The 25,303-nt window shown below is 67.0% G+C and carries 27 protein-coding genes; 9 read left to right on the top strand and 18 right to left on the bottom strand.

The genetic code is table 11. The features are described 5' to 3' along the window. Window positions 1-81 precede the first annotated feature (81 nt). On the bottom strand, window positions 82-981 hold the full coding sequence (locus AC1Q6E_RS25155; protein WP_152796259.1) for a LysR family transcriptional regulator: 900 nt from the start codon (window positions 979-981) through the stop codon (window positions 82-84). A 140-nt stretch (window positions 982-1,121) separates the two neighbouring features. Between AC1Q6E_RS25155 and AC1Q6E_RS25150 the strand changes: the two genes are divergently transcribed. The 3 genes from AC1Q6E_RS25150 (at window position 1,122) to AC1Q6E_RS25140 (ending at window position 4,683) form a co-directional block, all read left to right on the top strand. After that, on the top strand, window positions 1,122-2,024 hold the full coding sequence (locus tag AC1Q6E_RS25150; RefSeq protein ID WP_492573754.1) for a VOC family protein: 903 nt from the start codon (window positions 1,122-1,124) through the stop codon (window positions 2,022-2,024). A gap of 105 nt (window positions 2,025-2,129) precedes the next feature. Next, entirely contained in the window at window positions 2,130-3,677 is a 1,548-nt protein-coding gene (locus AC1Q6E_RS25145; RefSeq protein WP_492573753.1) for a bifunctional 3-(3-hydroxy-phenyl)propionate/3-hydroxycinnamic acid hydroxylase, read from the top strand. Between the two features lie 22 nt (window positions 3,678-3,699). After that, window positions 3,700-4,683 carry a Bug family tripartite tricarboxylate transporter substrate binding protein gene (locus AC1Q6E_RS25140; RefSeq protein WP_296556626.1) on the top strand — a complete coding sequence of 328 codons (984 nt, stop codon included), beginning with the start codon at window positions 3,700-3,702 and terminating at the stop codon, window positions 4,681-4,683. Window positions 4,684-4,717: 34 nt separating this feature from the next. Here AC1Q6E_RS25140 and AC1Q6E_RS25135 read toward each other — a convergent pair whose 3' ends face one another. The 8 genes from AC1Q6E_RS25135 to rpsP all read right to left on the bottom strand — a co-directional run bounded on the left by AC1Q6E_RS25135 (window position 4,718) and on the right by rpsP (window position 9,800). Continuing rightward, window positions 4,718-5,098: a DUF3597 domain-containing protein gene (locus AC1Q6E_RS25135; protein ID WP_152796252.1), complete on the bottom strand. Its 381-nt coding sequence runs from the start codon at window positions 5,096-5,098 to the stop codon at window positions 4,718-4,720. A gap of 124 nt (window positions 5,099-5,222) precedes the next feature. Continuing rightward, a complete protein-coding gene (locus AC1Q6E_RS25130) occupies window positions 5,223-5,474 on the bottom strand; it encodes a hypothetical protein (protein ID WP_152796250.1) in 252 nt (83 codons plus the stop codon). A 103-nt stretch (window positions 5,475-5,577) separates the two neighbouring features. Then, the gene (locus AC1Q6E_RS25125) at window positions 5,578-6,573 is read right to left on the bottom strand and encodes a CobD/CbiB family protein (protein ID WP_152796248.1); all 996 of its coding nucleotides are present in this window, start codon (window positions 6,571-6,573) and stop codon (window positions 5,578-5,580) included. A gap of 68 nt (window positions 6,574-6,641) precedes the next feature. Continuing rightward, on the bottom strand, window positions 6,642-7,424 hold the full coding sequence (locus AC1Q6E_RS25120; protein ID WP_492573752.1) for a CoA pyrophosphatase: 783 nt from the start codon (window positions 7,422-7,424) through the stop codon (window positions 6,642-6,644). Window positions 7,425-7,595: 171 nt separating this feature from the next. Then, complete coding sequence (rplS, locus tag AC1Q6E_RS25115; RefSeq protein ID WP_152796243.1) at window positions 7,596-7,979, bottom strand: 50S ribosomal protein L19; 384 nt, start codon at window positions 7,977-7,979, stop codon at window positions 7,596-7,598. A gap of 121 nt (window positions 7,980-8,100) precedes the next feature. Further along, window positions 8,101-8,874 (bottom strand): tRNA (guanosine(37)-N1)-methyltransferase TrmD, encoded by a 774-nt coding sequence (trmD, locus tag AC1Q6E_RS25110; RefSeq protein ID WP_296556631.1) that lies wholly within the window; start codon window positions 8,872-8,874, stop codon window positions 8,101-8,103. Between the two features lie 49 nt (window positions 8,875-8,923). After that, window positions 8,924-9,532 (bottom strand): ribosome maturation factor RimM, encoded by a 609-nt coding sequence (gene rimM, locus AC1Q6E_RS25105; RefSeq protein ID WP_492573751.1) that lies wholly within the window; start codon window positions 9,530-9,532, stop codon window positions 8,924-8,926. Window positions 9,533-9,539: 7 nt separating this feature from the next. Then, the gene (gene rpsP, locus AC1Q6E_RS25100) at window positions 9,540-9,800 is read right to left on the bottom strand and encodes a 30S ribosomal protein S16 (RefSeq protein WP_087840999.1); all 261 of its coding nucleotides are present in this window, start codon (window positions 9,798-9,800) and stop codon (window positions 9,540-9,542) included. A gap of 127 nt (window positions 9,801-9,927) precedes the next feature. Between rpsP and AC1Q6E_RS25095 the strand changes: the two genes are divergently transcribed. Then, entirely contained in the window at window positions 9,928-10,374 is a 447-nt protein-coding gene (locus AC1Q6E_RS25095) for a TM2 domain-containing protein (protein WP_492573750.1), read from the top strand. A gap of 42 nt (window positions 10,375-10,416) precedes the next feature. Here the strand turns inward: AC1Q6E_RS25095 and AC1Q6E_RS25090 are convergent, their stop codons facing one another. Then, entirely contained in the window at window positions 10,417-11,553 is a 1,137-nt protein-coding gene (locus tag AC1Q6E_RS25090) for a PA0069 family radical SAM protein (RefSeq protein ID WP_152796241.1), read from the bottom strand. A gap of 114 nt (window positions 11,554-11,667) precedes the next feature. Here AC1Q6E_RS25090 and AC1Q6E_RS25085 point away from each other — a divergent pair, with 114 nt between their 5' ends. Continuing rightward, window positions 11,668-12,534 (top strand): alpha/beta hydrolase, encoded by an 867-nt coding sequence (locus AC1Q6E_RS25085; protein WP_152796239.1) that lies wholly within the window; start codon window positions 11,668-11,670, stop codon window positions 12,532-12,534. A 2-nt stretch (window positions 12,535-12,536) separates the two neighbouring features. On the opposite strand, the gene AC1Q6E_RS25080 is transcribed toward AC1Q6E_RS25085, so the two are convergent. Then, complete coding sequence (locus AC1Q6E_RS25080; protein WP_152796237.1) at window positions 12,537-13,256, bottom strand: GntR family transcriptional regulator; 720 nt, start codon at window positions 13,254-13,256, stop codon at window positions 12,537-12,539. A 202-nt stretch (window positions 13,257-13,458) separates the two neighbouring features. Here AC1Q6E_RS25080 and AC1Q6E_RS25075 point away from each other — a divergent pair, with 202 nt between their 5' ends. The 4 genes from AC1Q6E_RS25075 to AC1Q6E_RS25060 all read left to right on the top strand — a co-directional run bounded on the left by AC1Q6E_RS25075 (window position 13,459) and on the right by AC1Q6E_RS25060 (window position 18,283). Beyond that, window positions 13,459-14,442: a Bug family tripartite tricarboxylate transporter substrate binding protein gene (locus AC1Q6E_RS25075; RefSeq protein WP_152796235.1), complete on the top strand. Its 984-nt coding sequence runs from the start codon at window positions 13,459-13,461 to the stop codon at window positions 14,440-14,442. Window positions 14,443-14,539: 97 nt separating this feature from the next. Beyond that, window positions 14,540-15,604, top strand: a complete 1,065-nt coding sequence (locus AC1Q6E_RS25070; RefSeq protein ID WP_152796233.1) for a porin — start codon at window positions 14,540-14,542, stop codon at window positions 15,602-15,604. Between the two features lie 105 nt (window positions 15,605-15,709). Beyond that, window positions 15,710-17,854 carry an ATP-dependent helicase gene (locus AC1Q6E_RS25065; protein WP_492573749.1) on the top strand — a complete coding sequence of 715 codons (2,145 nt, stop codon included), beginning with the start codon at window positions 15,710-15,712 and terminating at the stop codon, window positions 17,852-17,854. Between the two features lie 36 nt (window positions 17,855-17,890). Further along, the gene (locus AC1Q6E_RS25060) at window positions 17,891-18,283 is read left to right on the top strand and encodes a YbaN family protein (protein ID WP_152796229.1); all 393 of its coding nucleotides are present in this window, start codon (window positions 17,891-17,893) and stop codon (window positions 18,281-18,283) included. Between the two features lie 9 nt (window positions 18,284-18,292). Here AC1Q6E_RS25060 and AC1Q6E_RS25055 read toward each other — a convergent pair whose 3' ends face one another. The 7 genes from AC1Q6E_RS25055 to AC1Q6E_RS25025 are packed head-to-tail and all read right to left on the bottom strand — an operon-like array spanning window position 18,293 to window position 25,118. Then, window positions 18,293-19,612, bottom strand: coding sequence for a sulfate adenylyltransferase subunit 1 (locus AC1Q6E_RS25055; RefSeq protein WP_152796227.1), 1,320 nt, complete (start codon window positions 19,610-19,612; stop codon window positions 18,293-18,295). After that, window positions 19,612-20,526 (bottom strand): sulfate adenylyltransferase subunit CysD, encoded by a 915-nt coding sequence (gene cysD, locus AC1Q6E_RS25050; protein WP_152796225.1) that lies wholly within the window; start codon window positions 20,524-20,526, stop codon window positions 19,612-19,614. The genes AC1Q6E_RS25055 and cysD overlap by 1 nt, the downstream gene beginning before the upstream one ends. A 3-nt stretch (window positions 20,527-20,529) precedes the next feature. Continuing rightward, window positions 20,530-21,276 (bottom strand): phosphoadenylyl-sulfate reductase, encoded by a 747-nt coding sequence (locus tag AC1Q6E_RS25045; protein ID WP_492573748.1) that lies wholly within the window; start codon window positions 21,274-21,276, stop codon window positions 20,530-20,532. Window positions 21,277-21,279: 3 nt separating this feature from the next. Continuing rightward, the gene (locus AC1Q6E_RS25040) at window positions 21,280-22,338 is read right to left on the bottom strand and encodes a sulfate/molybdate ABC transporter ATP-binding protein (protein WP_492573747.1); all 1,059 of its coding nucleotides are present in this window, start codon (window positions 22,336-22,338) and stop codon (window positions 21,280-21,282) included. 22 nt (window positions 22,339-22,360) lie between these two features. After that, window positions 22,361-23,257, bottom strand: coding sequence for a sulfate ABC transporter permease subunit CysW (cysW, locus tag AC1Q6E_RS25035; protein ID WP_152796220.1), 897 nt, complete (start codon window positions 23,255-23,257; stop codon window positions 22,361-22,363). Next, entirely contained in the window at window positions 23,254-24,084 is an 831-nt protein-coding gene (cysT, locus tag AC1Q6E_RS25030) for a sulfate ABC transporter permease subunit CysT (protein ID WP_296556601.1), read from the bottom strand. The genes cysW and cysT overlap by 4 nt, the downstream gene beginning before the upstream one ends. 56 nt (window positions 24,085-24,140) lie before the next feature. Then, a complete protein-coding gene (locus tag AC1Q6E_RS25025; protein ID WP_296556629.1) occupies window positions 24,141-25,118 on the bottom strand; it encodes a sulfate ABC transporter substrate-binding protein in 978 nt (325 codons plus the stop codon). Window positions 25,119-25,303 lie beyond the last annotated feature (185 nt).

Genomic DNA, 25,303 nt, shown 5'->3' with positions numbered 1-25,303 from the left:
CCAGGAAACCGCGGATCTGGCTTTGCCAGTCCGCCGGTTTCGCCCCCTGGGGGGCGCCCGAAGGGCGTAGGGGGGGGACCTCTACGCTCTGAACAGCTCGTGCACCTGCGCCCGCAGCCACATATTGCCGGCGTCCTTGTGGAAGCGGCGCGGCCAGAACTGGTGGACCTCGATGGTGGGCACCTTCAGCGGCACGTCCACCATGCGGATGTCGGCGTGCTGCACGCAGACGGTGGCCATGTCGTGCGGCACGGTGGCGATCAGGTCCGAGCTCTCGATGATGGGCAGCAGGCTGGTGAAATGCGAGGTCTCCAGCAGGATCCTGCGCCGTAGCCCCTTGCGCTGGAGATATTCCTCGAACAGGTGTTCCCGTCCCGGCCTGACCGCCGCGTGCGGCAGGGCCAGGTATTGCTTGAGCGTGAGCGCATCGCCCACGTCCGGATGGCCTTTGCGCACGATGCAGACGTAGGGATTGCGGAACAGCAGTTGCTGGAACATGCCCGCCTTGTGCAGGTCGGGAAAATAGCCGATGGCCAGCTCGGCCTCGCCCGATTCCAGCGCCTCGGCCGCCGCGTGGCGCGGCATGGCCAGGGTGCGCAGGTTCAGCCCTGGTCCGGCCTGGACGAAACGCGCCAGCAGCTTGGGCACGAAGTTGATCTCGCCGATGTCGGGCGTGATCAGCGTGAAGGTGCGTTCGCTGGTGGCGGGGTCGAAGGTATGGGCCTGCAGGATCTCGCTCTTGACCGTCTCCATGACGCGGCGCACCGCCGGGGCCAGCGCCAGCGCGCGCGGCGTCGGCTGCATCTGCGCCCCGGTCCGCACGAACAGGGCATCGTTGAACAGCGCGCGCAGGCGGGCCACGGCGGCGCTCATGGCCGGCTGGCTCAGGCCGATGGCCTCGGCCGCGCGCGACACGCTGCGATGCTCCAGCATGGCGTCGAACACGCGCAGCAGGTTCAAATCCACATGACGAATATCCATGGCCTGGATTTTAACTATTCGCCCAATCGTCTGGATAGATATTCGGTCGCCCCGTAGACTGCCCCCATCACTCATACCGACGGAGACGCCTCCGGCCCGCGGACAAGTTGACGCGGCAGACCGCACGGAGCAATCACCCCATGGCCTCTTCCACCATACAAGGGCTGCGCAGCGTGGCCCTGGAAGTCCCCGACCTCGACAAGGCGGAAGACTTCTACACTCGCATCTGGCATCTGGACGTGGCTGCCCGCGAGCCTGACGCGCTCTATTTCCGCGGCACCGGCACGGACCACCACCTGCTGTCGCTGCACCGCGGCCCGCGCACGGCCATCCGCCACGTCACGCTGCGGGCGCACGGCGAGGACGCCCTGCACGCGATCGCCCGCGCCGGCATCGAAGCGGGAGGAACCCTGGCCACCCCCATCGGCCCGGTGGCCGATCCCGCGGGCGGCCGCGGGCTGATGCTGCGCGACCCCGACGGCCGGCTGATCCAGGTCCTGGCCGGCGACACCCGGCGCGCCCCGATGGCCAACGTGCCCGACCGGCCCGTGCGCCTGGCGCATGCGGTCCTCAACAGCGCCGATGTCGCCGCCACCCGGCGGTTCTTCCAACAGGCGCTGGATTTCCGGCTGGCCGACCTCACCCGCATCATGGCATTCATGAACTGCAATGCCGACCATCACACGATCGCGGTGGGAATCACCGACAACAATGCGCTGAACCACATCGCCTTCGTCATGCCGGACCTGGAGTCGGTCATGCGCGGCGGCGGCCGGATGAAAGACGCCGGCTACGCGATCGAGTGGGGCCCGGGCCGCCACGGCCCCGGCGACAATGCCTTCAACTATTTCATCGGCCCCTTCGGCGAAGTGATCGAGTACACCGCGGAAGTGGAGCAGATCGGCGACGACTACGCCGCGGGCGGCCCCGACGACTGGAAATGGCCGCCGGGGCGCGTGGACCAGTGGGGCATCTCGCCACCGCCGTCGGCCCGCCTGAAAGCAGCGCAAAGCGACGTGTTCTTCGTTCCCTCGTCCGCCTGACGCCACGTTCCCGAATCACCGATCCATCATGCGACATCTATACGCCCGGTTGCCGGGCACGGGCCATCGCGCCCTGAAGAAACACGCCGCTTGCGGAGGCCGGCCATGAATGCCTCCGCGCCTCCCCTCTACGACGTCGCCATCGTCGGCTTCGGCCCTTCCGGAGCGGTGGCCGCCGGACTGCTGGGCAACCAGGGGTTCAAGGTCTACGTCTGCGACCGGCAGCACGATGTCTACGACAAGCCGCGCGCGATCGCGGTCGATCACGAGATCATGCGGGTCTTCCAGCAACTGGGGCTGGTCGATCGTATCTCCCCACATGTGGAACCGTTCACGCCATCCGAGTACTTCGGCGTGGACGGCCAGTTGATCAAACGGCTGACGATGGTGGAACCGCCCTACCCCCTGGGCTATACACCCTCGAACGTCTTCACCCAGCCACCGGTGGAGCGCGTCCTGCGCGACCATGTCCAGCAATTGCCCAACGTGCGCGTCGACCTGGACACGACCCTGGTCGGCATGGAGCAGGATGCCTCGGGCGTCCGGCTGGACCTGGCTCACGCGGACGGCCGCCGCGCCGCCCTGCGGGCGAAATACATCATCGGCTGCGACGGGGCCTCCAGCACGGTGCGAGAGCTGGCGGGCATCGAACTGGAAGACCTGGAATTCGACGAACCCTGGCTGGTGGTGGACGTCCTGGCCAACGAACGGGGACTGGCCAAGCTGCCGCGCACCAGCGTGCAGTACTGCGAGCCCGACCGTCCGTGTACGCTGGTCATCGGTCCGGGCAATCACCGCCGCTGGGAAATCTCCCTCAAACCCGGCGAAGACCCCGCCACCGTCACGCAGCCCGACGAAACCTGGAAACTCCTGTCGCGCTGGCTGACCCCGGAAGACGGCGAGCTATGGCGCCAGGCCAGCTATCGCTTCCATGCGCTGGTGGCGCGTGACTGGCGCCGCGGCCGTGTGTTCATCGCCGGCGACGCCGCCCATCAGCAGCCCCCCTTCCTGGGCCAGGGCATGTGCCAGGGCATACGCGACGTCGCCAACCTGAACTGGAAGCTTGCCGCGGTCCTGCGGCAAGCGGTGGCGGGCGCCGCGGCCGACGCGCTGCTGGACAGCTATGGCGTCGAGCGCAAGCAGCACGTGCGCAGCCTGACCGGACGCATCAAGGCCATAGGCGCGGTGATCTGCGAACGCGACGAGGCCCTGGCCCGCGCCCGCGATGCCCGGTTGCTGGACGAATGCGGCGGCACGGTGCGCGACGTGCCGCGCCAGGAAGTCATTCCGCCATTGGAGCAAGGCCTGCTGGCGCTTACCGGCACCCCTGCCCGGGGCACCTTGTTCCCCCAACCCTGGATCAGGCAGGCGAACGCCGTCGTCCGGCTGGACCGCCTGGCGGGTGACGGCTGGTGGCTGGTACTGGACGCCCGCCATGCGGGGGCCGCTCCCGTCCTGGCTCCCGAATGGGACATGACCACTCTGGATCTGGGCCGCGATCTGGCCGAGACCGAAAGTGTGTGCGCGGCATGGTTCGAGCATCACCGCTGCACGGCGGCAGTGGTGCGTCCCGACCGCTATGTCTACGGCGTCGCGGCCGATGCGCGCGAACTGGACGCCTTGCTGGACGAACTACGCAGCGCGCTGCACTGACCGATTACGCGAGGAGACAACGATGAACAGAAGACACGCCATCCAGGCCCTGGCCAGCCTGGCCGCCATCCCGGCGCTTTCCCCCCTGCGGCCGGCGCTGGCGCAGGCCTGGCCGGACAAACCCGTGCGGCTGCTGCTGTCGCAGCCGCCGGGCTCCGGCCCGGACAACATCGCCCGGCTGCTGTCCGAACGGCTATATCCGCGCTGGGGCCAGGCCGTCGTGATCGAGAACAAGCCCGGCGGCCAGAACACGGTGGGCGCGCAAGCGGCCGCTCGGTCGCCCGCCGACGGCTACAACTTCTATTTCGCGACGACCGCGGCGCTGGTCACCAACCCTTTCCTGTTCAAGCAGCTTCCCTATGACCCCGCCAGGGATTTCGTGCCGGTGGCCTTCGTCGCCCGCAGCCCGTTCGGCATCCTGGTCAAGGCCGACTCGCCCATACGTACCCTGGAGGAGTTGATCGCCAGATCCAAGGCCGCACCGGGCACGTTCACCCTGGGCAACGAAGGGCCGCGCACCTTCGGCGGCATGATCGCCCGCCTGTTCAATGCCCGCTCTGGCGCACAGGCCAACCTCGTGCCCTACGTCTCGGTAGGCGTCTCGGCGCAGAATCTGATGGGCGGGCACGTGGATGCGATCGTGGCCGACGTGGCCTCGACGGCGCAGCTCGCCAAGCAGGGACGCCTGAGGCTGCTGGCGGTGACCTCGGACAAGCGCCTGGCCGACTGGCCACAGGTACCGGCGGCATCCGAACTCCTGCCCGATTTCGACATGGTCGGCTGGTTCGCCATCGTCGCGCCCGCCGGCACGCCGGTAGCGGCGGTCGAACGGGTCAATCGCGACATCAATGCGCTGTTGGCCGATGAGGAAGTGGCCGGGCGCATCGCCGCCATCGGGCCCATCGCCGCGCCGGGACATAGCCCTGCCCAGACCGGCGATTTTCTCAAGCGCGAGCATGCGCGGTGGGCGCAGATCACGAAGGAAATAGACATCCTGCCCGAATGAGAAGAAAGGCGCTCGGATAGAGCGCCTTTCCGCACTACTTCTTCAGGTCGTCGGGAACCTTGCCGCCGTTGTCCGCCAGCTTCTGCATCACCTGCTTGTGCAGCCAGATATTCATCGAGGCGGAATCATTCGTGTCGCCGCTGTAGTGCAGTTCGGTCGCGAGCTGCTTGCGGGCCGCCAGGCTGCTGTCCAGGCCCAGCAGCTTCATCAGGTCGACAATGGACGTCTTCCAGTTCAGCTTCTCGGGACTCTTGGCCGCCAGGCCGTTCAGGATGGACTCCACATCCACGGCCGGAATGGCCTGGACCGGCGCGCCGCCCGCGGGTGCCGGTGCTGCCGTGGAAGATGCCTCCCGAGCCACCGCCGGGTGGCTGGACGGGAAAATCTTGTCGAGTATGGCTTTGAAAATGCTCATATCGTCCCCTAATCGTCGTCGTTTCGGCAAATGCCTGCGGTCGATTGTATAGATCGCCACAGGGCGCCCCGCCCTGGGATGTAACGGGATGCAATATCTGAGAAACTCCGGGAAACCCCGGCCGCTACAGCTTGAACCAGCGGTCGTTCTCGATCTCGTCGGCGATACGGATCTCGGCTTCGTCCAGGCACTCCTGCTCGGACAAGGCAGGAATGTCGCGCAGCGCCAGCGTCGGACCGAGCAACAATCGCCGGCCATCGCTCTGCTCGTAGATCTTGCAATTGGCATCCCACATGCCCGGGCCACGCTGCAGCGGGTCTATCTCCACTTCCAGCACACGGGAAGTGCGATTCGGGCAATATTGGAAAGAGAACATGGCTGGCCCCGCTCCGGTCAGTTCGACGGGCCCACTATAGCGCCAGAAACCGCGGTTGGCCTCATGCAGTGCAGCATGCCCCCTTGTACGTGCCCAGGTGCCGTCAGGAAGCCCAGGACACCAAGGACAACAGCAGCAACAGCGCCATCCAGAGCACCACGGCCCGCCACAGCAGCCCCACCGCTGCATGCAGCGTGGCCGGATCGGGCAGCCGGGCCGGCTCCTCGGGAGCCTCGGCGGCGGCGGTGAACTCGCTGGCGGCGGAAGCCGGCAGGACCGGCCCGACCAGATCAGGATCGACGAACTCGACCGGCGGCTGCCACTTGCCCGACACGGGGGCCAGGCGCACGCCCAGCGCGCCCGCCGCGCTCTCGACCACCACCCCGCGCTGGGGATCGTCCCAACTGGCGGCGCGCTGGCGCCAGCCGTACAGGGCATCCTCGAAATTGCCGACGATGGCGAAGCCGACCGCCGTCATCCGGGCGGGTATCCAATCCAGCAGATAGAACGCGCGGCGGGCCACTTCGCCGTAGGCATCGGCGCGATCGCCCCATTCCTGGCGGGCAATGCCCGCCAGCTTGTACAGCACGGCGCCAGACGGACCGGGCAGCAGCGCATACCAGAACAGGACCCCGTAGACGTTGCGGTGCGAGGCAACCACGCCTTCTTCGATCGCGGTGCGGCAGATTTCCGGCACGGTCATGGTTTCGGCGGACATGCTGCCGCCGGATGCCCGTAGCCACTCCTGCAAGTGGCTGCGCGCCAACGTGACATCGCCGCGGGCCAGCGCGAACTGGATTTCGGTGAAATGGTGGCTGAACTGCCTGAACCCCAGCGTGAACCACAGGACGACGACGTGGAAGACCAGTGAAAAAACAGGATGCACCGACCATGCCAGCGACCCGATCAGCCATATGGCCAGGGTGGGGACCACCACCACCAGCAGCCAACCCAGCATGGCGTAGCCGCGGCTGCCCGCATCCAGCGCATGGCCGGCCCATCGGCACGCGCCGCGGGCGGCTTCATGGACGGCGTTGGAACGCGGCAAGGGCCGGACTTGCTCGGCAAGAAAGGCGAGGAGGAGTGCGAAGAAGCTCATGAGCGCATTCTAGATTGCATAGCCATGATTTTGCATCATCCCCCGCATGCGCGAGCAGGACACGCGGATCATGCGCGCAGAAATTGATAGAGGTTGCGCAGCATGCCCGCCGTCGCACCCCAGATAAAGAACTGCTGCCAGGGCATCGAGTAGTAGGAACGCAGGCCTCCCGCCGGCAGCGCGGTGCTGTGCAAGCGGTGATTGGCCGGATCCATCAGGAAGCGCAGCGGCACCTCGAACACCTCGGCTACCTCGAAGGGATCCGGACGCGGCGCGAAATCCGGACGCACCAGCCCGACCAGCGGCACGACACGGAAACCAGTGCCCGTGAAGTAATCCGGCAACTGGCCGATGACCTCCACCAGCCTGCGCGGCAACCCGGTCTCTTCCTCGGTCTCGCGCAGCGCGGCGTCCGCCACCGACGTATCGCTGGGCTCGACCCGCCCGCCCGGGAAACTGACCTGGCCGGCATGGTCGTGCAAATGCGCGGTGCGCTGCGTCAGCATGATCCGGATGCCATCGGGCCGCAGCATCATCGGCACCAGCACCGATGCCAGCCGCAGGGCCCGGTCCGCGGCGCGCGCCGGGTTGATGTCCTGCGCATCCGGCGTCCAGGCGGGCGGCGCGGCGAAGCGCTCGCGCAGCGCCGTGGGAGTCAGGTGTGTCTCGGGCACCGCGGCCAGCCCGCCCGGATTGGCGACCCAGGGTTGCGTGACGGGATCGAAGGCCGGACGCTGCGGCGGACGCCGGGCCCCCGGCGCAACAATATCGGGCTGGACTTCCTCTGGCGTGTCGTCGGTCTCGTCAGCCGGAGCGTCGCCAGATTGTTCGGTCGGAATGGATGATGACATGTGAAACGGAAATCCCGGCGGAAACGCCGTCGTTGTCGGCATGGCTAAAGCATACTCCCGCCGGCGGCCTCCAGCCCCTCCGCGAGCGCGCGCCACCCGGCGTCCGCCATTGCCGCGCCGATAAAAAAAGCGCCCCACACGGGGGCGCTTCGTCTTGCCGTACCGAAAGAATCAAGCCTTGGCAACCGGCGTATTGCGGACCAGCTTTTCCTTGATCCGGGCCGACTTGCCCGAACGGAAACGCAGGTAGTAGAGCTTGGCGCGGCGCACATCGCCACGGCGCTTGACTTCGATCGACGCGATGGTCGGGGCGTACAGTTGGAACGTACGCTCCACGCCTTCGCCCGACGAAATCTTGCGGACGATGAACGACGAGTTCAGGCCACGATTGCGCTTGGCGATGACCACGCCTTCGTACGCCTGCACGCGCTTGCGGGTGCCTTCGACCACGTTGACGTTGACCACCACGGTGTCGCCAGGGGCGAATTCGGGAATGGTTTTGTTGGCCGTCAAGCGGGCCAGCTCTTCTTGCTCGAGGACTTGGATCAGGTCCATTTCTATCTCCAATGACCATCATGCGTAGCGGTTCTGCTTTTGATGGCACCGCTACCAGAGGATGGGAACTCCCACCGGACTCATGCCCGGCAGGCTTGCTGCACGCCAACCGCCGAAGCGGTCAGCGCTTGTCCGTCCCTTGCAGGCTGGACAGAAACTTCTCGTCGTCGCGGCTCAACCAGCCGCGCTCGCGTGCCGCCTCGATCAGCTCGGGGCGCTTCGCCAGCGTCGCCTCCAGCGACTGCCGGCGCCGCCAACGCTCGATGTTGGCATGATGCCCGGACAGCAATACGTCGGGCACCGGACGGCCATCATAGACTTCCGGCCGAGTATAGTGCGGACAGTCCAACAGGCCGGACAATCGTTCGTTGAACGAATCCTGCACGGCGGACTCGTCGTCGTTCAACACCCCTGGCAACAGCCTGACCGCCGCGTCCATCATCGCCATCGCGGCGATCTCGCCGCCGGACAGCACGAAATCGCCCAGCGACACTTCCTGCGTCACCCAACGATCGATGAATCGCTGGTCGATGCCTTCATAGCGGCCGCACACCAGGATGGCGCCCGTTCCGCCGGCCAGCTCATGCGCCCGGGCCTGATCGAAACGCCGTCCCTGCGGCGACAACAACACCACCGGCGCCTCGGGCAAGCCGGCCTGCGCGCGCTGGTCGCGCGCGGCACGCACCGCTTTCTCCAGAGGCTCGACCCGCATCACCATGCCGGGTCCGCCGCCGTAGGGCCTGTCGTCCACCGTCCGATGCACGTCCACCGTGAAATCGCGCGGATTCCACGCCTGCAACTGCCACCGGCCCTGCGCATGCGCCCGGCCGGTCACGCCCTGCTGGCTGATGGCCTCGAACATCGGGCCGAACAGCGTGATCACATCGAACCGCAGCATCTCGTCCATGGCCCGGACCGAAGTCCCCCGTATCACACCCGGCGGGTCAGAAACCCTCGGGCCAATCGCTGTCTATGCGCCGGGCATCGAGGTCGACGCCGCGGATATACGCTTCCACGAAGGGCACCAGGGTCTCGCGCTGCCTGCCGCGCGCATCGAGCAACGGCTGCGTCGGCTGGCCGGGAGCCACGGGTTCGACACAGGCCACGTGCAGAATGGCATGCACCCCGTTGTCGCTGACTTCCGACACCGTCCCCAGGACCACTTCCCGGTCCGTCGCATCCTTGCCCGTCAATTCGCAGCCGACCAGGTCCACCCAGTAGAACTCGCCTTCGGCGAGCCGGGGGAACTGGCTGCGCGGCACCAAGACCGTCCAGCCCTTCCAGGCCAGGGCCTGATCCCGGTCGGACACGTCCGGCCAGGTGGCCGTCACCGCCGCGCCATGGCGCTTGGCTTCGACCACCTCGATACGGCGCACTTCCGGGCCCTTGCGCAACCACCACGTACGGCTGCCCAGCAAGGCTTCTGACTGGGCCGAATACGGCTGGATCTTCAGGCCGCCACGAACACCGAAGGCCTCCGCCACATGCCCGACTTCGACAAGGTCGGCGGGAAAGGCGGGATCGCTACCAGACCCCGTGGACGCAGCGGACACCACGGAATCAGGCAGCCGGCGCGACCTTGGCGCCGTATTCCTTGACGAGGCGGGCCACGGCCGGCGACAACTGGGCGCCGTTCTTGGTCCAGTGCTCGACGCGGTCGAGCGCGATGCGCAGGCCTTCTTCACCCTCGGAAGCGACGGGGTTGTAGAAACCCACGCGCTCGATGAAACGGCCATCGCGGCGATTGCGCGAATCGGCTGCAACGAGGTTGTAGAAGGGGCGCTTCTTCGAGCCGCCGCGGGACATACGAATCACCACCATAGGTAATTCCTTGGAAAAAGTTGAACTTAGAAAAGCCCTAAAGTATAGCCCGCCCTGCTAGGCCTAGCAAGCAAGGATGCGGTAAAGTCCTTGAAAATCAAGGTCTTCTACGATGGATTCCCACCACATGCCCTCCCATTCCGCTGACGATACATCCCATTCACTTCCTCCGGCCAAGGGATTCCGCCACAAAACCGTGGCGGGACTGCTGGCCGCCGTGCTGGGCTGGGCCGGCGCGCACTGGTGGTACCTGGGCCGCCGGCACGGCTGGGTCGTCCTGCTGTTCTCGCTGATCATGATAGGCACGGCGCTGCGCAGCGAAACGTGGTATTTCCATCCCGCCTTCTTCTTGTTCCTCATTCCGGCCGTAGCGGGCTTCATCGAGGCCATCGTCCTGTGCCTGACCTCCGATGCCCGGTTCGATGCCAGGTACAACCCGGGCCAGGCACGGCAATCGAACACCGGCTGGGGACCGGTACTGGTGGCCGGCATCACGCTGGCCGTGGGTACGGCCATCCTGATGCTAGGCATCGTGCTGCTGTTCCAGAGCCTGTTCGAAGGCATCCCGGCCTGAGGGCCGGCAACCCGGACCTGTTCACCCTCCGCGCCCGCGCCACTAGCCGAACAGCGGCATCTGGCGGCTTTCGACGGGCGCCCCGCTCCGGGGCTCGCGGGCCGGCGGCCTGAACAGCCCCATCTCCAATTCGATGCGCCGGTCCGCCAGCCCGAGCTTGCGCGCGGCACGCGCGAAGCGCTGGGCAATCAGGTCGGCCCAGACGCCCTGGCCGCGCATGCGGCTGCCAAAGCGCGCATCGTTGAGCCTGCCGCCGCGCAGGTCCTCCAGGCAATGCAGCACTCTGGCCTTGCGGTCGGGAAAATGCGCGTCGAGCCAGTCCGAGAAGACGTCCTTGACCTCCCAGGGCAGGCGCAGCATGGTGTAGAAGGCCGCTCGCGCGCCCGCGTCCTTGGCCGCCTCCAGGACGTGTTCCAGCCGGTCGTCGGTGATGAACGGAATGACGGGGGCGAGCGAGACACCCACCGGCACGCCGGCGCCGGACAGTTCGCGGACGGCATCCAGCCGGCGCCTCGGCGCCGCTGCGCGCGGCTCGAGCGTGCGGGCCACGCGCCCGTCCAACGTGGCGACCGAGACATAGACAGCGACCAGATTCAGTTCCGCCAGCCTCGCCAGCAGGTCGACATCCCGCGCGACCAGCCCGCCCTTGGTGACCAGCGATACGGGGTGGCGGGTTTCCAGCAATAGCTCCAGCAAGCCTCGCGTCAGCTTCCACTGGCGTTCGATGGGTTGGTAGGCATCGGTGGCCGAGCCGATGTTGATGACGTCCATCCGATAGCCAGGACGGCCCAGTTCGGCCCTCAGCGCCTCGACCGCGTTGGCCTTGGCGACCAGCCGGGTTTCGAAGTCCAGGCCGGGCGACCAGCCCAGGTAGGCGTGCGTAGGCCGCGCGAAACAATAGACGCAGCCGTGCTCGCATCCCCGGTAGGGATTGATGGCCCGATCGAAGGGGATGTCCGGAGAATCGTTGCGGGACAGGATCTTGCGCGCGCGCTCGACGGCGACCTCGGTCCTGAGCGCGGGCGGCGCTGCTTCCGGCGCGGCCCAGCCGTCGTCGACGGCATCGCGCTGGTCGCCCTCGAACCGGTGCCTGACGTTGAGCACGGCGCCGCGCCCGCGCTGTGGGACGGGAGGTGCCTGGGGGTAGCCGTCTTGCGGCAGATCATCGCTGTTCACCATCGGCACTGTATATCCATACAGCACCGATGGACAACTTGCTATCTTCCACACAACAAAAAATATTTTCTCAAAAATATATAATTTATATAATTAATTAGAAATTAAAAATGAGCCATGGACCACGCCACACTTCCCCCGCAACCTCCCCTGCCTTTCTCCGCCGCGCAGCGCTACGAAGACATCGTGCTGGAATGGGCCCGCGGCCTGGACGCCGGCTCCCTGCGCGCCCGGGACCAGGCCTATGGGCCCGATCCGCAGCACCGCTACGACGTGTTCGCCGCCGATGGCACGCGCGGTGCGCCGGTGCTGGTGTTCTGGCACGGCGGAGGCTGGACCAATGGCTACAAGGAATACGTGCACTTCATGGCCGAGGCCGTCATCCGGCGGGGACTGGTGTTGGTCGCGCCCACCTACCGGCTGGCGCCCCGCCACCGGCTGCCCGCCGCCTTCGACGACGCGGCCCTGCTGCTGGGCGAGCTGCGTCGGACCGTGGACAAGTGGGGGGGCGATTGCCGGAATCTTTACCTGTCGGGACATTCGGCCGGCGGCGGGACAGCCGCGATGGCGGCCCTGCGCAAACCGGCGCTGGAACAGGCGGGCGTGCCGCCCGGCGACATCCGTGGCTGCCTGCCCATCAGCGGCGTCATGGACCTGCATCACCCCTGCCCCGAACCCGGCAGCCTGGAGGAACGGGTCTACGCCACCCTGCTGGAACAGCAGTGCGAGGATGCGCTGATGAGCGCCATCAGTTGGACTGCCGGCAATCTCGTTCCGATGGCCTCGAGCTACGGGGAACGGGACAGCGCTCGCGTGATCGGCGCCAATACGCGCATGCACGAACTGTTGAAGCGCCAGCCCGCCGACGCCGACCTGCGCGCCTGGAAGGGCCTCGATCACTTCGACACGCACCTGATGCTGGCCGATCCGGCCCACGACTGGTACGGACAGCTGGAGTCGCTGGTGGCGCGGACCTGCCGCTAGGCCTATTCGGCGAAACGCTCGCCCAGCACCTGCGCGGTCCGCATCAGGTGGCTGCGCAGCAATTCGCTGGCCAGCCCGGCGTTGCGGGCCAGGGCGGCCTCCATCAACTGCGCGTGTTCGCTCATCACGTCATCCTCGAGCTGTTGCGCCGAGGACGTGTAGGCCAGGCGGATCCGGCGGTAACGCTCGGAATGATCGATCAATTGTTCGTCGATGCGCATCAGCCACTTGGACCGCGCGGCGGCCAGCAGCGCGGCGTGGAATCCTCGGTGGGCCGCTTCCCACAGTTCCACCGCCACGAGGTCGTTGGGGTCCTGGGGCAGGCGCGCCCGCGTCAGCTTGTAGTAGGCGGCCGTGATGCTGGCGCCCCAGTCGTCGTCGCCGTGCTCGATCGCGTCCTGGAGCAGCAGCGTCTCGACCGAGGTGCGCGCATGCATCAGGTCGAGCATGTCCTCCTTGGACAGCGGAGACACGCTGAAGCCGCGCTGGCCGTCGTTGCTGACCAGGCCTTCGCCGGAGAGCTGCATGAGGGCTTCGCGTATGGGGCTGATGCCCAGTTCGTAGCGCTGCTGCAAGGCCTGCAGCCTGAGCTTCTGGCCAGGCGCCAGCGCGCCGGCGATCACGTCGGCGCGCAGGTGCTGGTACGCCCTTTCGGACATGGTCTCCGAAGGCGCCTTGGAGACGGGCGTCCGGGCCTTGGCGGGCGTTTCGGCTGATCGCATGGGGTACCGCTCCGACGACGGTTGAATATATACAAAAGCTGTTATTCATAAATTTTAGCGCATGCCCGTTTCATCGGTGACACGCACGAAGGACAGGGTTTTTCCCTAAATTCACACAACCCCAAATAATTTATATTTTCTTCACTTCTTATATTTTAAGACGTTCATATAAATTAGCCTCGGGAGGCTTCCAGGGATATCCATGATCGATCTCGCAAGACGCACCACGCTCGCCGCCATCGCCGCGGCAGCCTCCTTCGCCACGCCGGCCGCCACGGCGGCCGGCTATCCCGACAAGCCGGTCAAGATCATCGTCGCCTATCCCGCGGGCGGCGATACCGACGTGCTGGCGCGCTGGATAGGCGAAAAGCTCGGCGCCAGATGGGGCCAGCCCGTCGTGGTCGAGAACCGCAGCGGCGCGGCCGGATCGATAGGCAGCGCCTACGTGGCCCGGGCCGCCGCCGACGGTTATACGCTGCTGCTGGCGCCCAACACACTGGCCATCGTGCCCCACGTCCTCAAGCCCGGCACTGGCGCCGACTACGACGCCCAGGCCGACTTCACGCCCATCGCCGAAATCGGCACCCAGTCGCTGTTCCTGGCCAGTTCCCAGCAATCCGGCGTGAAGTCCGTGAAGGAAGTCGTGGCCGGTGTGAAAGCGGGCACGCTACAAAGCTACGCCAGCCCCGGCGCGGGATCGCCCATGCACATCCTGGCAGAGCTTTTCGACAAGGCCGCCGGCACACGGATCAACCAGATCCCGTACCGGGGCAGCGCGCCGGCCATCGTCGACCTGGTGGGCGGACAGGTCCCGCTGATGTACACCACCCTCGGCCCCATCACCTCGTACGTCGCCAACGGCAAGCTGCGCCTGCTGGCCGTGGCCGACCCGCAGCGCTCGCCCTTCGCGCCCGAGGTCCCCACCTTCGCCGAGCTGGGCTACAAGAACGTCGAGGTCGGCGCCTGGCAAGCCCTGCTCGGGCCACGCGGTCTGCCGGCCGAGGTCGTGCAGAAGTTGAACGCGGCCGTGAACGAGATCATCAGGATGCCCGACATCGTTTCCCGCGCGGCGGTGATGGGGCTCACGCCCACGGGCGGCGCGCCCGAAGCGCTGGCCCGGCGCATCGCCGCCGAGGACACGCGCTACGCCCGCATCATCAAGGAATTCGGCATCCAGGCCAACTGAGCTTTCTTCGCGCGCGGCACTGCCGGGGGGCAGGCCGCGCGCGCCCCTCCCCTTCCGTGCTCCCGCGCGGACACGCTTTCTCCTCTGGAAGACAACAATGTTCAAGGTCGGTCATACCACCATGAAGCGGTACGCGTTCGCCTGCCTGCTGGCGGGCGCGGGCTCCGCCCACGCCCAGACCACGGGCGTCACCCTGTACGGCATCGCCGATATGGGCTTCGTCCATGAAAGCGGCGCGGCCGACGGCTCGCGCAACAAGCTCACCAGCGGCATGATGTCCGGCTCGCGGCTGGGCTTTCGCGGCCAGGAGAATCTGGGCTCGGGCATGAGCGCGTTCTTCGCGCTGGAGGCCGGCATCCTGATGGACACCGGCATGTCCGGCCAGGGCGGCACGCTGTTCGGCCGGCAGGCGCTGGTCGGGCTGGGCACGCCCTATGGCCGCCTCACGCTGGGCCGGCAATACACCACGCTCGCCGTGGCCCAGGCGGAACTCGATCCGTTCTCGACCGGCATGGCGGGCACGTCCGCGAACCTGATCTCGGCCGGCGGACGCGGCGGCAGCAACCGCTTCGACAACGCGGTGAAGTACAACTCGCCGTCCTTGCACGGACTGGAACTGGAAGCCTCCTACGCGCCGGGCGAGACCACGAACGGCGGCCAGAACGACCAGTACGGGGCCGCGCTGGGCTACGTGCGCGGACCGTTCCGGGGCAAGATCGCCTACGCCAACGCCAAGGACGCGAACGGCCCGGGCAAGGACGCGAAGGAAACCTTCCTGGGCATCCGCTACGACTTCGGCCCGGTGATCGGCTACCTGAACTACGTCATCAACCGCGGCGCCATCGTGCCTGGCACGCCCAACTACAAATCCCAGGACATCCTGGTGGGCGCCGTGGTCCCGATCGGCCAGGGGCGGCTGATCCTTTCCTACATCAACAAGAACGACCGGTCGGCCGACGACTTCGACGCGCGGCAATACGCGATCGGCTATGTCTATTCGCTGTCCAGGCGCACCAGCCTGTACACGTCCTACGCGTATATCCACAACAAGGCCTCCAACACCTCGCCCACGGGGTTCTACCGGGTGTGGAACGCCAACGACATCGGCAACGTGACGGCGGGCAACCGCGCGTTCAGCGTCGGTATCAACCACCAGTTCTGAGCGCCGCGGCGCGACGAGAAAACAGGACGCGTGGCCGACGTGCGCGACCGCCGGTCCGTGGCCGGCATCATGGATGGCGAAGGCCGGGGGTTTACACTTCCGGCCATGAGTTCCCTATTGCTGACGCCGGAGCAACGGCAGATCGTCTCGCAAGCCGGCCAATTCCTGCTGATCGACGCGGTGGCCGGCTCGGGCAAGACCACCACCCTGGCCCAATGCGTGGCCTACCGCGAGCGCCAGGGCACGCCGGCCGACGGCATCCTCGCGCTGGTATTCACCGAGGCCGCCCGGCAGGTCTTCCTCCAGCGCCTGGCGCAAGCCGGCGCCTCGCGCTCGGTCCGGGTCGCCACCTACGCGGAATTCGCGCGCGGGCTGCTGTCCGACTGGCAGGCCCAGGGCCTGATCGACGGTGCCCAGGACTACCACCCCGACGCCGAGGCCATGCGGCCCTGCGTGTTCGAGGCCATCGAGGAAGCCGCCGCCGATCCGCAGGCGGACCGGGAATACGGCTACGACCTGAACAACCTGCATGCCGAGATCGTGATCAACCAGTTGTCCCGGCTCAAGGGCACGCTGGCCCTTGCCCGCTTCGAGGACGCCTCGGACGCGGAACTGGCCGACGAACTCGACCTGCCGCGCGGACTCCTGTCGATCTGCCGCGCCTACGAACGGCTGCGCCGGATCGACGCGGGTCATTTCGCGTTCCAGAGCGAGCACGATCTCGTCACCGACGTGCTGGCCATTGCCGATGAGCTGGGCGAGATCGTGCCCCTGCCCTGCCCCGCGCTGGTCGTGGCGGACGAATGGCACGACGCCAACGCCGCCCAGATCAACCTGCTGCGCAGACTGACCGGCCCGCGCACCCGCATCATCGCCGCTGGCGACAAAGAGCAGGTCGTCCACTCGTGGAACGGCGCCGACCCCCGCTACATGGGCGAAGCATTCGAGCACCTTTTCCCCGGAACCCGGCGCCTGCCGCTGACCAACTCGTTCCGCTGCGGCCCGACGCTGGGCGCCTGCGCCCAGGCCTTGACGGCCCAGGTCTTCCAATCCGGACGGGCGCAAGACACCGAGGTCGAAGTCGTGCGCTACGGCACGGGACCGGAGGACGATTGCTGCCGCCAGGTGGTGGACACGATCGCCGGCCTGGTCGAATCGGGCGCCGCGCGCAGCCTGGCCGACTGCGCCGTGGTGCTGCGCGACGCGCACCAGAGCATCGCGCTGGAGAACGCGCTGATCGCGCGCGACCTGCCCTATGCCACGGACGGCTGCCAGAGCTACCTCGATCGCATCGAGATCCTGATGCTGCGCGGCATCCTGCACATCGCCCGGCTGTCGATGGCACCCGTGCGCGACCGCGGCGACGTCAAGGCGATCCTGCGGGCGCTGGGCCTGTTCGCGGGGCTGGCCTATACGGAAAGCGAATGGGCTGACGCCGAACGCACCATCGCCACCGATCCCGACACCATCCGCTACTTCTACAGCGGCCGGCTCAGCCGTACCGCGGACGCGCAGGAAACGGTGGATCCCGCCACCCGCCGCTGGCGTGCCCGCTTCGCCGAGGTCTGCGACCATCTGATCGCCCAGGCCTCCTCGCTGTCCGCCGGCGAACTGCTGGCCCATGCGGCGGCGGAGCTGCAATTGGCCGACGTCACGCGGCGTCTGTTCGTGCACCGGCTGGACGCCCAGGCCGTCACCCGCTCCATCGACGGCTTCATCGCCTACGCCAACGCCACCGGCCTGGACGCCGCCGGCCTGCTGGCCCACCTGCACCAGGCCCAGCGCCGCAGCGGTGCGCTGAAAAAGGACAGACACCCGCTCGTCGTGACCACCGCGCGCGCCGCCAAGGGCAAGGAATGGCGCTTCGTACACATGCCCTTCGTCGTGGACGGCGAGTTCCCGCAGGCACACGCCGACCCGGCAGAGGAACGCCGGCTGTTCTATGTGGCGATGACCCGAACCAGCGAAAAACTGTTCCTGTACACCCCGCAGGGGCACGACAGCCATTTCATCCGTGCGATGAACCTGCCCGCGGCGCGCGCGGCCGCCCGCGCCCGGCCCGCCGCTCCCGTTGCGCCTGCCGCGCCGCCCCGGGTCTACCTGGACGTGCCCTACGGCGACAAGGACGCGGCCAAGCAACTGGGCGCGCAGTGGGACAACGTACAGCGGAAATGGTGGATCTCGCCCGCCATGCCGCGCCGGCTCTTCGCCAAGTGGCTGCCCGCCGATGACGGCCCGGGCCGGCCGTGAAACAATGACACGGGCCTGTCCCCCGTCGCCCCGCCCATGCAGGAAAAACCCGCTTCCGGTCCTGGTATCGTCGTCCGCAGCCTGATGCTGCTGGCGGCCCTGCTGTGCCTGGCACTGGGCATCGTGGGCATCTTCGTGCCGGGCCTGCCGACCACGGTATTCATCCTGATGGCAGCCTGGTTCGCGGCCCGCGGATCCCCCCGCCTGCTGGCCTGGCTGGAGCGCCACCCGGTCTTCGGCGCCATGATCCGCAACTGGCGCGCCGACGGCTCTGTCAGCCGCCGCGCCAAATGGAGCGCCACCATCACGATGGTCCTGTGCGCTGCGGTCCTCTTCATCGCTCCCGTGCCGCGCTGGGCGGCCGGACTGTCCACCGCCATCATGCTGACGGTGGCCGTGTGGCTATGGCGACGGCCGGAACCCCGCTAGCTCCGCGCGTCAGGCCTGGGCAAGAGGAAGCCTGATCAAGCCTGCCGCCGCCGTCTGGTGCGTGGCTTCGTCGATCAGGATGAATGCCCCGGTGGCCGCGATGTCGTCGTAGGCGTCCAGCGCCAGCGCGTCGCGGGTGGCGATTTCCACGCGGCCGATATCGTTCATCGCGAACGGCGCTGCCTCGGCCGGGACTTCCGCGAGTTCATGGATGTCGCGCCGGGCCAGCACCGACTTGATCCTGGCCGAGGTCAGGCGGGTGCCGTGCTTGAGCAGATATTTGCGGGCGGGATTCAGGGCCTGGGTGTCCAGCCAGCAGATCTCGGCCTCGAACTGCCGCGCGACAAAGGCCGGCGCCGATTCGTGCACCAGCACATCGCCGCGCGATACGTCCACGTCCTCGTCCAGTACGACGGTGACGGAGTCGCCGGCGACGGCCCCCTCCACCACCCCGGCATGGACGACCAGCGACTTCACCGTCGCCGCCACGCCAGAGGGCTGGACCAGCACGCGGTCGCCCACGGCCAGCGAGCCGCTGGCGAGCTGCCCCATGTAGCCACGGAAATCATCGGCCCGGTCGCCGCCATGGCGCGCGACCAATTGCACCGGAAAACGCAGGGCCTTGCCGGAATCGTCCGTGCGCGCATCCAGCGCCTCCAGCAGTTCGAGCAGGGCCGGCCCCTCGTACCAGGGCGTGCGTCCGGACTTGCCGACGACATTGTCGCCGGTCAGCGCCGACAGCGGCAGGACATGGAAGCCGGCGATGCCGAGCTTCCCCGCCAGGGCCGCGTAGGCCGCGTGGATACGCTCGAACACCTCGCGGTTCCAATCGACCAGATCCATCTTGTTCACCGCCACCACGATGTGGCGGATGCCCAGCAGGTGCGCCAGGGTGCTGTGGCGCTTGGTCTGCGTCAGCAACTGGCCGTCCGCCGCGCGGGTGGCGTCGATCAGGATGATCGCGACGTCGGCGGTGGATGCCCCGGTCACCATGTTGCGCGTGTACTGTTCGTGCCCGGGGGCGTCGGCGATGATGAACTTGCGCACCGGCGTCGAGAAATAACGGTACGCCACGTCGATCGTGATGCCCTGTTCGCGCTCGGCCTCCAGGCCGTCGGTCAGCAGCGACAGGTCGATCGTATCCCCCACCGTGCGCTTGTACTTGGCACGCGATATCGCGTCGAGCTGGTCGGCGAAAATGCCCTTGCTGTCGTACAGCAGCCGGCCGATCAGCGTCGATTTGCCGTCGTCCACCGAGCCGGCCGTGATCAGTCGCAGCACGCCTTTGTCGGCGGTGGAAAAAAATGCGGAATCGGTCATGGCGTTCATCAGAAATATCCTTCCTTCTTGCGGCGCTCCATCGAGGCCTCCGAGGTCTGGTCGTCCATCCGGGTGGCACCGCGCTCGGTGATGTCCGTCACGGCGGTCTCGGCGATGATCGCCAGCGGATCGGCGGCCTCGGAGGCCACCGGGCAGGTGCAAGAGATATCGCCCACGGTACGGAAACGCACCGTCAGGTTCTCGACCGCTTCGCCGTCCTGCGGCGGGGTGAGCGGTGTCACCGGCACCAGCAGGCCCTTGCGCCGGACCACGTCGCGCTGGTGCGCGTAGTAGATCGACGGCAGCGCGAGGTCCTCGCGGGCGATGTATTGCCACACGTCCAGCTCGGTCCAGTTCGAGATCGGGAACACGCGCATGTTCTCGCCGGCATGGACCCGGGTGTTGTAGAGGTTCCAGACCTCGGGGCGCTGGGCCTTGGGATTCCATTGGCCGAATTCGTCGCGGAACGAGAAGATGCGCTCCTTGGCGCGCGCCTTTTCCTCGTCCCGGCGGGCGCCGCCTATGCAGGCGTCGAAGCCGAACTCCTCGATCGCTTCCAGCAGCGTGACGGCCTGCGCGGCATTGCGCGAATCGGTCTCCTTGCGCAGCACGACCGAACCGCGCGCGATGGAGTCCTCGACGCTGCGCACGATCAGTTGCTCGCCCAGCTCGGCGGCGCGGACATCGCGGAAGGCGATCACTTCGTCGAAGTTGTGGCCCGTGTCGATGTGCATCAGCGGGAACGGGAACTTGCCGGGCCGGAATGCCTTCTCGGCCAGCCTGAGCAGCACGCATGAATCCTTGCCGCCGGAAAACAGCAGCACGGGCCGGGCGCACTCGGCCGCGACTTCGCGCATGATGAAGATGGCTTCGGACTCCAGCCAGTCGAGATGGCTGCGCGTGGTGTTCAGGATAGCGGGCATGGTTCAGCCTGGTTGCTTGGTTGTGACGACGGAGACCGGGATGGCCGACAGGTTGCCGGCGTGCAGCCCGCACTCCTTGGAGTCGGACGATTCCCACCACCAGCGGCCCGCGCGCAGGTCCTCGCCGGGCCGGATGGCGCGGGTACAGGGTTCGCAGCCGATCGAGGGATAGCCCCGGTCGTGCAGCGGGTTGTAGGGAATGTCCAGCGCGCGGATGGCGGCCCAGACTTCTTCCTGGGTCCACAGCGCGAGCGGGTTGTATTTGTGCAGCCCGAACACGGGATCGGGTTCGTCCAGCGGCAGTTCGCCCCGGGTCACGGCCTGCTCGCGCCGCTGTCCGGTGATCCATGCGCCGCGGCCCGCCAGCACGCGCCGCAGCGGCTCGACCTTACGGATCTCGCAACAGGCCTTGCGCAGTTCCACGCTTTCGTAGAACGCGTTCAGGCCGCGAGCGGCAACGTACTCCTGGACGGCGGCCGGATCGGGCCGCACGATGCCGATGGTGCGGCCATAGCGCCCCGCGATGCGATCGATCATCGCGACGGTCTCGGCGTTGAGCCGGCCGGTGTCCAACGTGAAGATCTCGATGGGCGGCCCGCCATCCAGGATGGCATGGGTCAGCACCATGTCCTCGGCGGCCAGCGACGAGGCCAGCGCCACGTCGGCATGCGCGCGAGCGATGTCGCCCAGCCGGTCGACCAGTTCGGACCAGCGTTGCGACGGAAAGGAAGAAGCGGTCACGGCGGCCATGGCTCAGGTAAGGAAGACTTGCGCGTTGCGCGGTTTGACGATCAGCGCCTCGCCGCCCTTCAGGTCGAGTTGGCGGAAGACCTCGGCGGGCAATTCGACCTCGACCGGCTGGTCCGACCCCTGGCGGGTGAGTTCCAGGTAGGCGCTGGGCCCCGACAGATAGGCCCGGTTGAACGTGGTGACCAGGCCGATATCGCCGTCGCTGTAGCGCTGCACGTCGAACTCGTGCGGCCGGATGTAGGCGGTGGCATTGGCATGCTGCGCGTCGGCCAGGTCGGGCGTGGGAATGGTCAGTCCGTCGGCGTGCAGCACCCCGGCATGGGTCTGGCCATGGAACTGGTTGACGTCGCCCAGGAAACCATAGACGAAGGGCGTGGCGGGCCGCTCCCAGACCTCGGTGGGAGTCCCCACCTGCTCGATGCGGCCGGCGTTCATCAGGACGACCCGGTCGGCCACCTCCAGCGCCTCTTCCTGGTCGTGGGTCACGAACACGCTGGCCACGTGCAGTTCATCGTGCAGGCGCCGCAGCCAGCGGCGCAACTCCTTGCGCACCTTGGCATCCAGCGCGCCGAACGGCTCGTCCAGCAGCAGCACCTGCGGCTCCACCGCCAGCGCCCGCGCCAGCGCGATACGCTGACGCTGTCCGCCCGACAATTGCGAAGGGTAGCGGTCGGCCAGCCAGTCGAGCTGGACCAGACTCAACAACTGGTGGACCTTGTCCTTGATCTGCGCCTCGGAGGGCCGCTGGCCGCGCGGCTTGACGCGCAGGCCGAAGGCCACGTTCTCGAACACGGTCATGTGGCGGAACAACGCGTAGTGCTGGAACACGAAACCGACCTGGCGTTCGCGCACGTGGACGTCGGTCGCGTCCTCGCCCGAAAAATAGACGCTGCCCTCGTCGGGCGTCTCGAGCCCGGCGATGATGCGCAGCAAGGTCGTCTTGCCGCAGCCCGACGGCCCGAGCAGCGCGACCAGTTCGCCCGACTCGATGTGCAGGGACACATCCTTGAGGGCATGGAAGTTTCCGAAACGCTTGGAGAGATGACGAACTTCGATACTCATGTCTTTAACCTTCCCGGGACGGTCAGCCGGCCGCCTTCAGTTGCAGCGACGCGGCGCCTGGAAATTCGGAGGGAATCGCCCGGTCCTTGAGCTGCCGGTCGCTGCGCCACTCGACCACGCTCTTGAGGACCAGCGTGACCAGAGCCAGCAGCGCGAGCACCGAGGCAACCGCGAACGAGGCTTGATATGCATATTCGTTGTAGAGGATTTCCACATGCAGCGGAATGGTGTTGGTCAGGCCACGGACATGGCCCGATACCACCGACACCGCGCCGAATTCTCCCATGGCCCGGGCGTTGCAGAGAATCACGCCGTACAACAGGCCCCACTTGATATTCGGCAGCGTCACCCGGCGGAACATCTGCCAGCCCGACGCGCCCAGGGTAAGCGCCGCCTGCTCCTCTTCGTTCCCCTGGGCCTGCATGAGCGGAATCAGCTCGCGGGCGATGAAGGGAAAAGTCACGAACAGGGTGGCCAGCACCACGCCCGGCACCGCATAGACGACTTTCAGGTCGTAGGCCTTGAGCAGCGGCCCCAGCCAGCCGTGCGAACCGAACAACAGCACATAGATCAATCCCGCCACCACCGGCGATACCGAGAACGGCAGGTCGATCAGCGTGACCAGTGCCTGCTTGCCACGGAACTGGAACTTGGTGATGGCCCATGCCGCCGCCACCCCGAGCACCAGGTTCAACGGCACGGCGATGACGGCGACCAGCAGCGTCAGCCGGATGGCGGCCAGTGCGTCCGGCTCGACCAGGGCCTCGACGTACAGCTCCCAGCCTTTCTTGAGCGCCTCGGAGAACACCACGGCCAGCGGCAGCAGCAGGAACAGGGCGAGAAACCCCAGGGACACCGCCAGCAGCAGGCGCCGCACCCATGCCGGTTCGTCGAGGTGGGCGGGACGGGCGGCACTCATGGGTTCTTCCCCAGGCCGCGCCGCGCCTGCCACCATTGCAGCAGGTTGATGAACAGCAGCAGGACGAAGGACAGCAGCAGCATGACCAGCGCGATCGAGGCCGCGCCGGCATAGTCGTACTGTTCCAGCTTGGTGATGATGAGCAGCGGCGTGATCTCGGACACCATGGGCATGTTGCCGGCGATGAAAACCACCGAACCGTACTCGCCCACGGCCCGCGCGAAAGCCAGCGCGAAGCCCGTCAGCAGCGCGGGCAGGATCGTGGGCAGCAACACCTTCAGGAAAGTCTGCAAGCGGCTGGCCCCCAGGCTGGTGGCGGCTTCCTCGAGCTCGCGCTCGGCGTCCTCCAGCACCGGCTGTACCGTCCTGACCACGAACGGCAGGCCAATGAAGATCAGCGCCACCACCACGCCCAGCGGCGTGTAGGCCACCTTGATGCCCAGCGGCTCCAGCCAGCGCCCCATCCATCCGTTCGAGGCGTACAGCGCGGTCAGCGCGATCCCCGCCACCGCGGTCGGCAGCGCGAACGGCAGATCCACCAGCGCATCGACGATCTTCTTGCCCGGGAAGTCATAGCGCACCAGCGTCCAGGCCACGGCCAGCCCCGCCACGAGGTTGACCAGCGCCGCCAGCAGCGCGGCGCCGAAGGTCAACCGGTACGAAGCCAGCACGCGGGGCGCGGTCACCGCCGCCCGGAACGTCTCCCAGTCCAGGGTCGCGCTCTTGAAGAACAGCGTGGACAGCGGGATCAGCACGATCAGGCTCAGGTAGAACACGGTGAAGCCCATGCTCAGCCCGAACCCGGGCAGCACGCCGAAACGATGCATCCGCCGCGGCCTGGCCACGGGCGGGCGCAGGGCGCCGAGAGTGGAGACGGACGACTTCAACGCTTGCCTGGCTGATAGAGTTGGTCGAACGTGCCGCCGTCCCCGAAGTGCGTCTTCTGTGCCTTTTGCCAGCCGCCGAAGACCTCATCGATCGTGATCAGGTTCACCTTGGGAAAGGCCGACGCGTACTTGGCGGCCACTTCGGGATTGCGGGGACGGTAGTAGTTCCTGGCGATGATCTCCTGCGCGTCCTTGGTGTACAGGTATTCCAGATAGGCCTGCGCGGCCTGGCGCGTACCCTTCTTGTCGACGTTCTTGTCGACCACGGCCACGGGCGGTTCGCACAGGATGGACAACGACGGCGCGACGATGTCGAACTTGTCGGGCCCCAGTTCCTTCAAGGACAGCAGCGCCTCGTTCTCCCAGGCCAGCAGCACGTCGCCCTGGCCGCGCTCGACGAAGGTCGTGGTCGCGCCGCGGGCGCCGCTGTCCAGCACCGGCACGTGCCTGAACAGCTCGGCGATGAATTCCCGCGCCTTGGCTTCGCTGCCGCCCGGCTGCTTCAAGGCATAGGCCCAGGCCGCCAGGTAGTTCCAGCGGGCGCCGCCCGAGGTCTTGGGATTGGGCGTGATGACCGAGACGCCCGGCTTGATCAGGTCGCCCCAGTCCTTGATGCCCTTGGGATTGCCCTTGCGCACCAGGAACACGATGGTGGAGGTGTAGGGCGAACTGTTCTGCGGCAGGCGCGCTTGCCAGTCGGCGGGCAACAGGTTGCCGCGCTCGTGCAGGGCGTCGATGTCGTAGGCCAGGGCCAGCGTGACCACGTCGGCGTCCAGGCCGTCGATGACCGATCGCGCCTGGGCGCCGGAGCCGCCATGGGACTGCCGGATGGTGAGGTCGACACCGGACTTTTTCTTGTATTCGGCCGCGAAGGCCTTGTCGAGATCCTTGTACAGCTCCCGCGTCGGATCATAGGAGACATTCAGCAGGGTCTGCTTCTGCTGTGCTGCAACAGGCGACACGGCGGCCGCCATGGCCAACACGGCAATACCCAGGGTCTTTCCCAGCAATCCGGCCATCCGAAGCTCCCACGAGTTTTTTCGAGGAATGAATGGTCGACCAGAAGCTCCATGCTTGGGAACGACATCTTGGATGGTTACTTATTCCCCGCCGATATAAACCTGGCGGAATACAGAACAAATACGCCGTTATGTCCTGG

The organism is Pigmentiphaga sp. MLSB6-MA01 (assembly GCF_058793475.1).
This window is presented reverse-complemented; position numbering and strand designations above follow the sequence as displayed.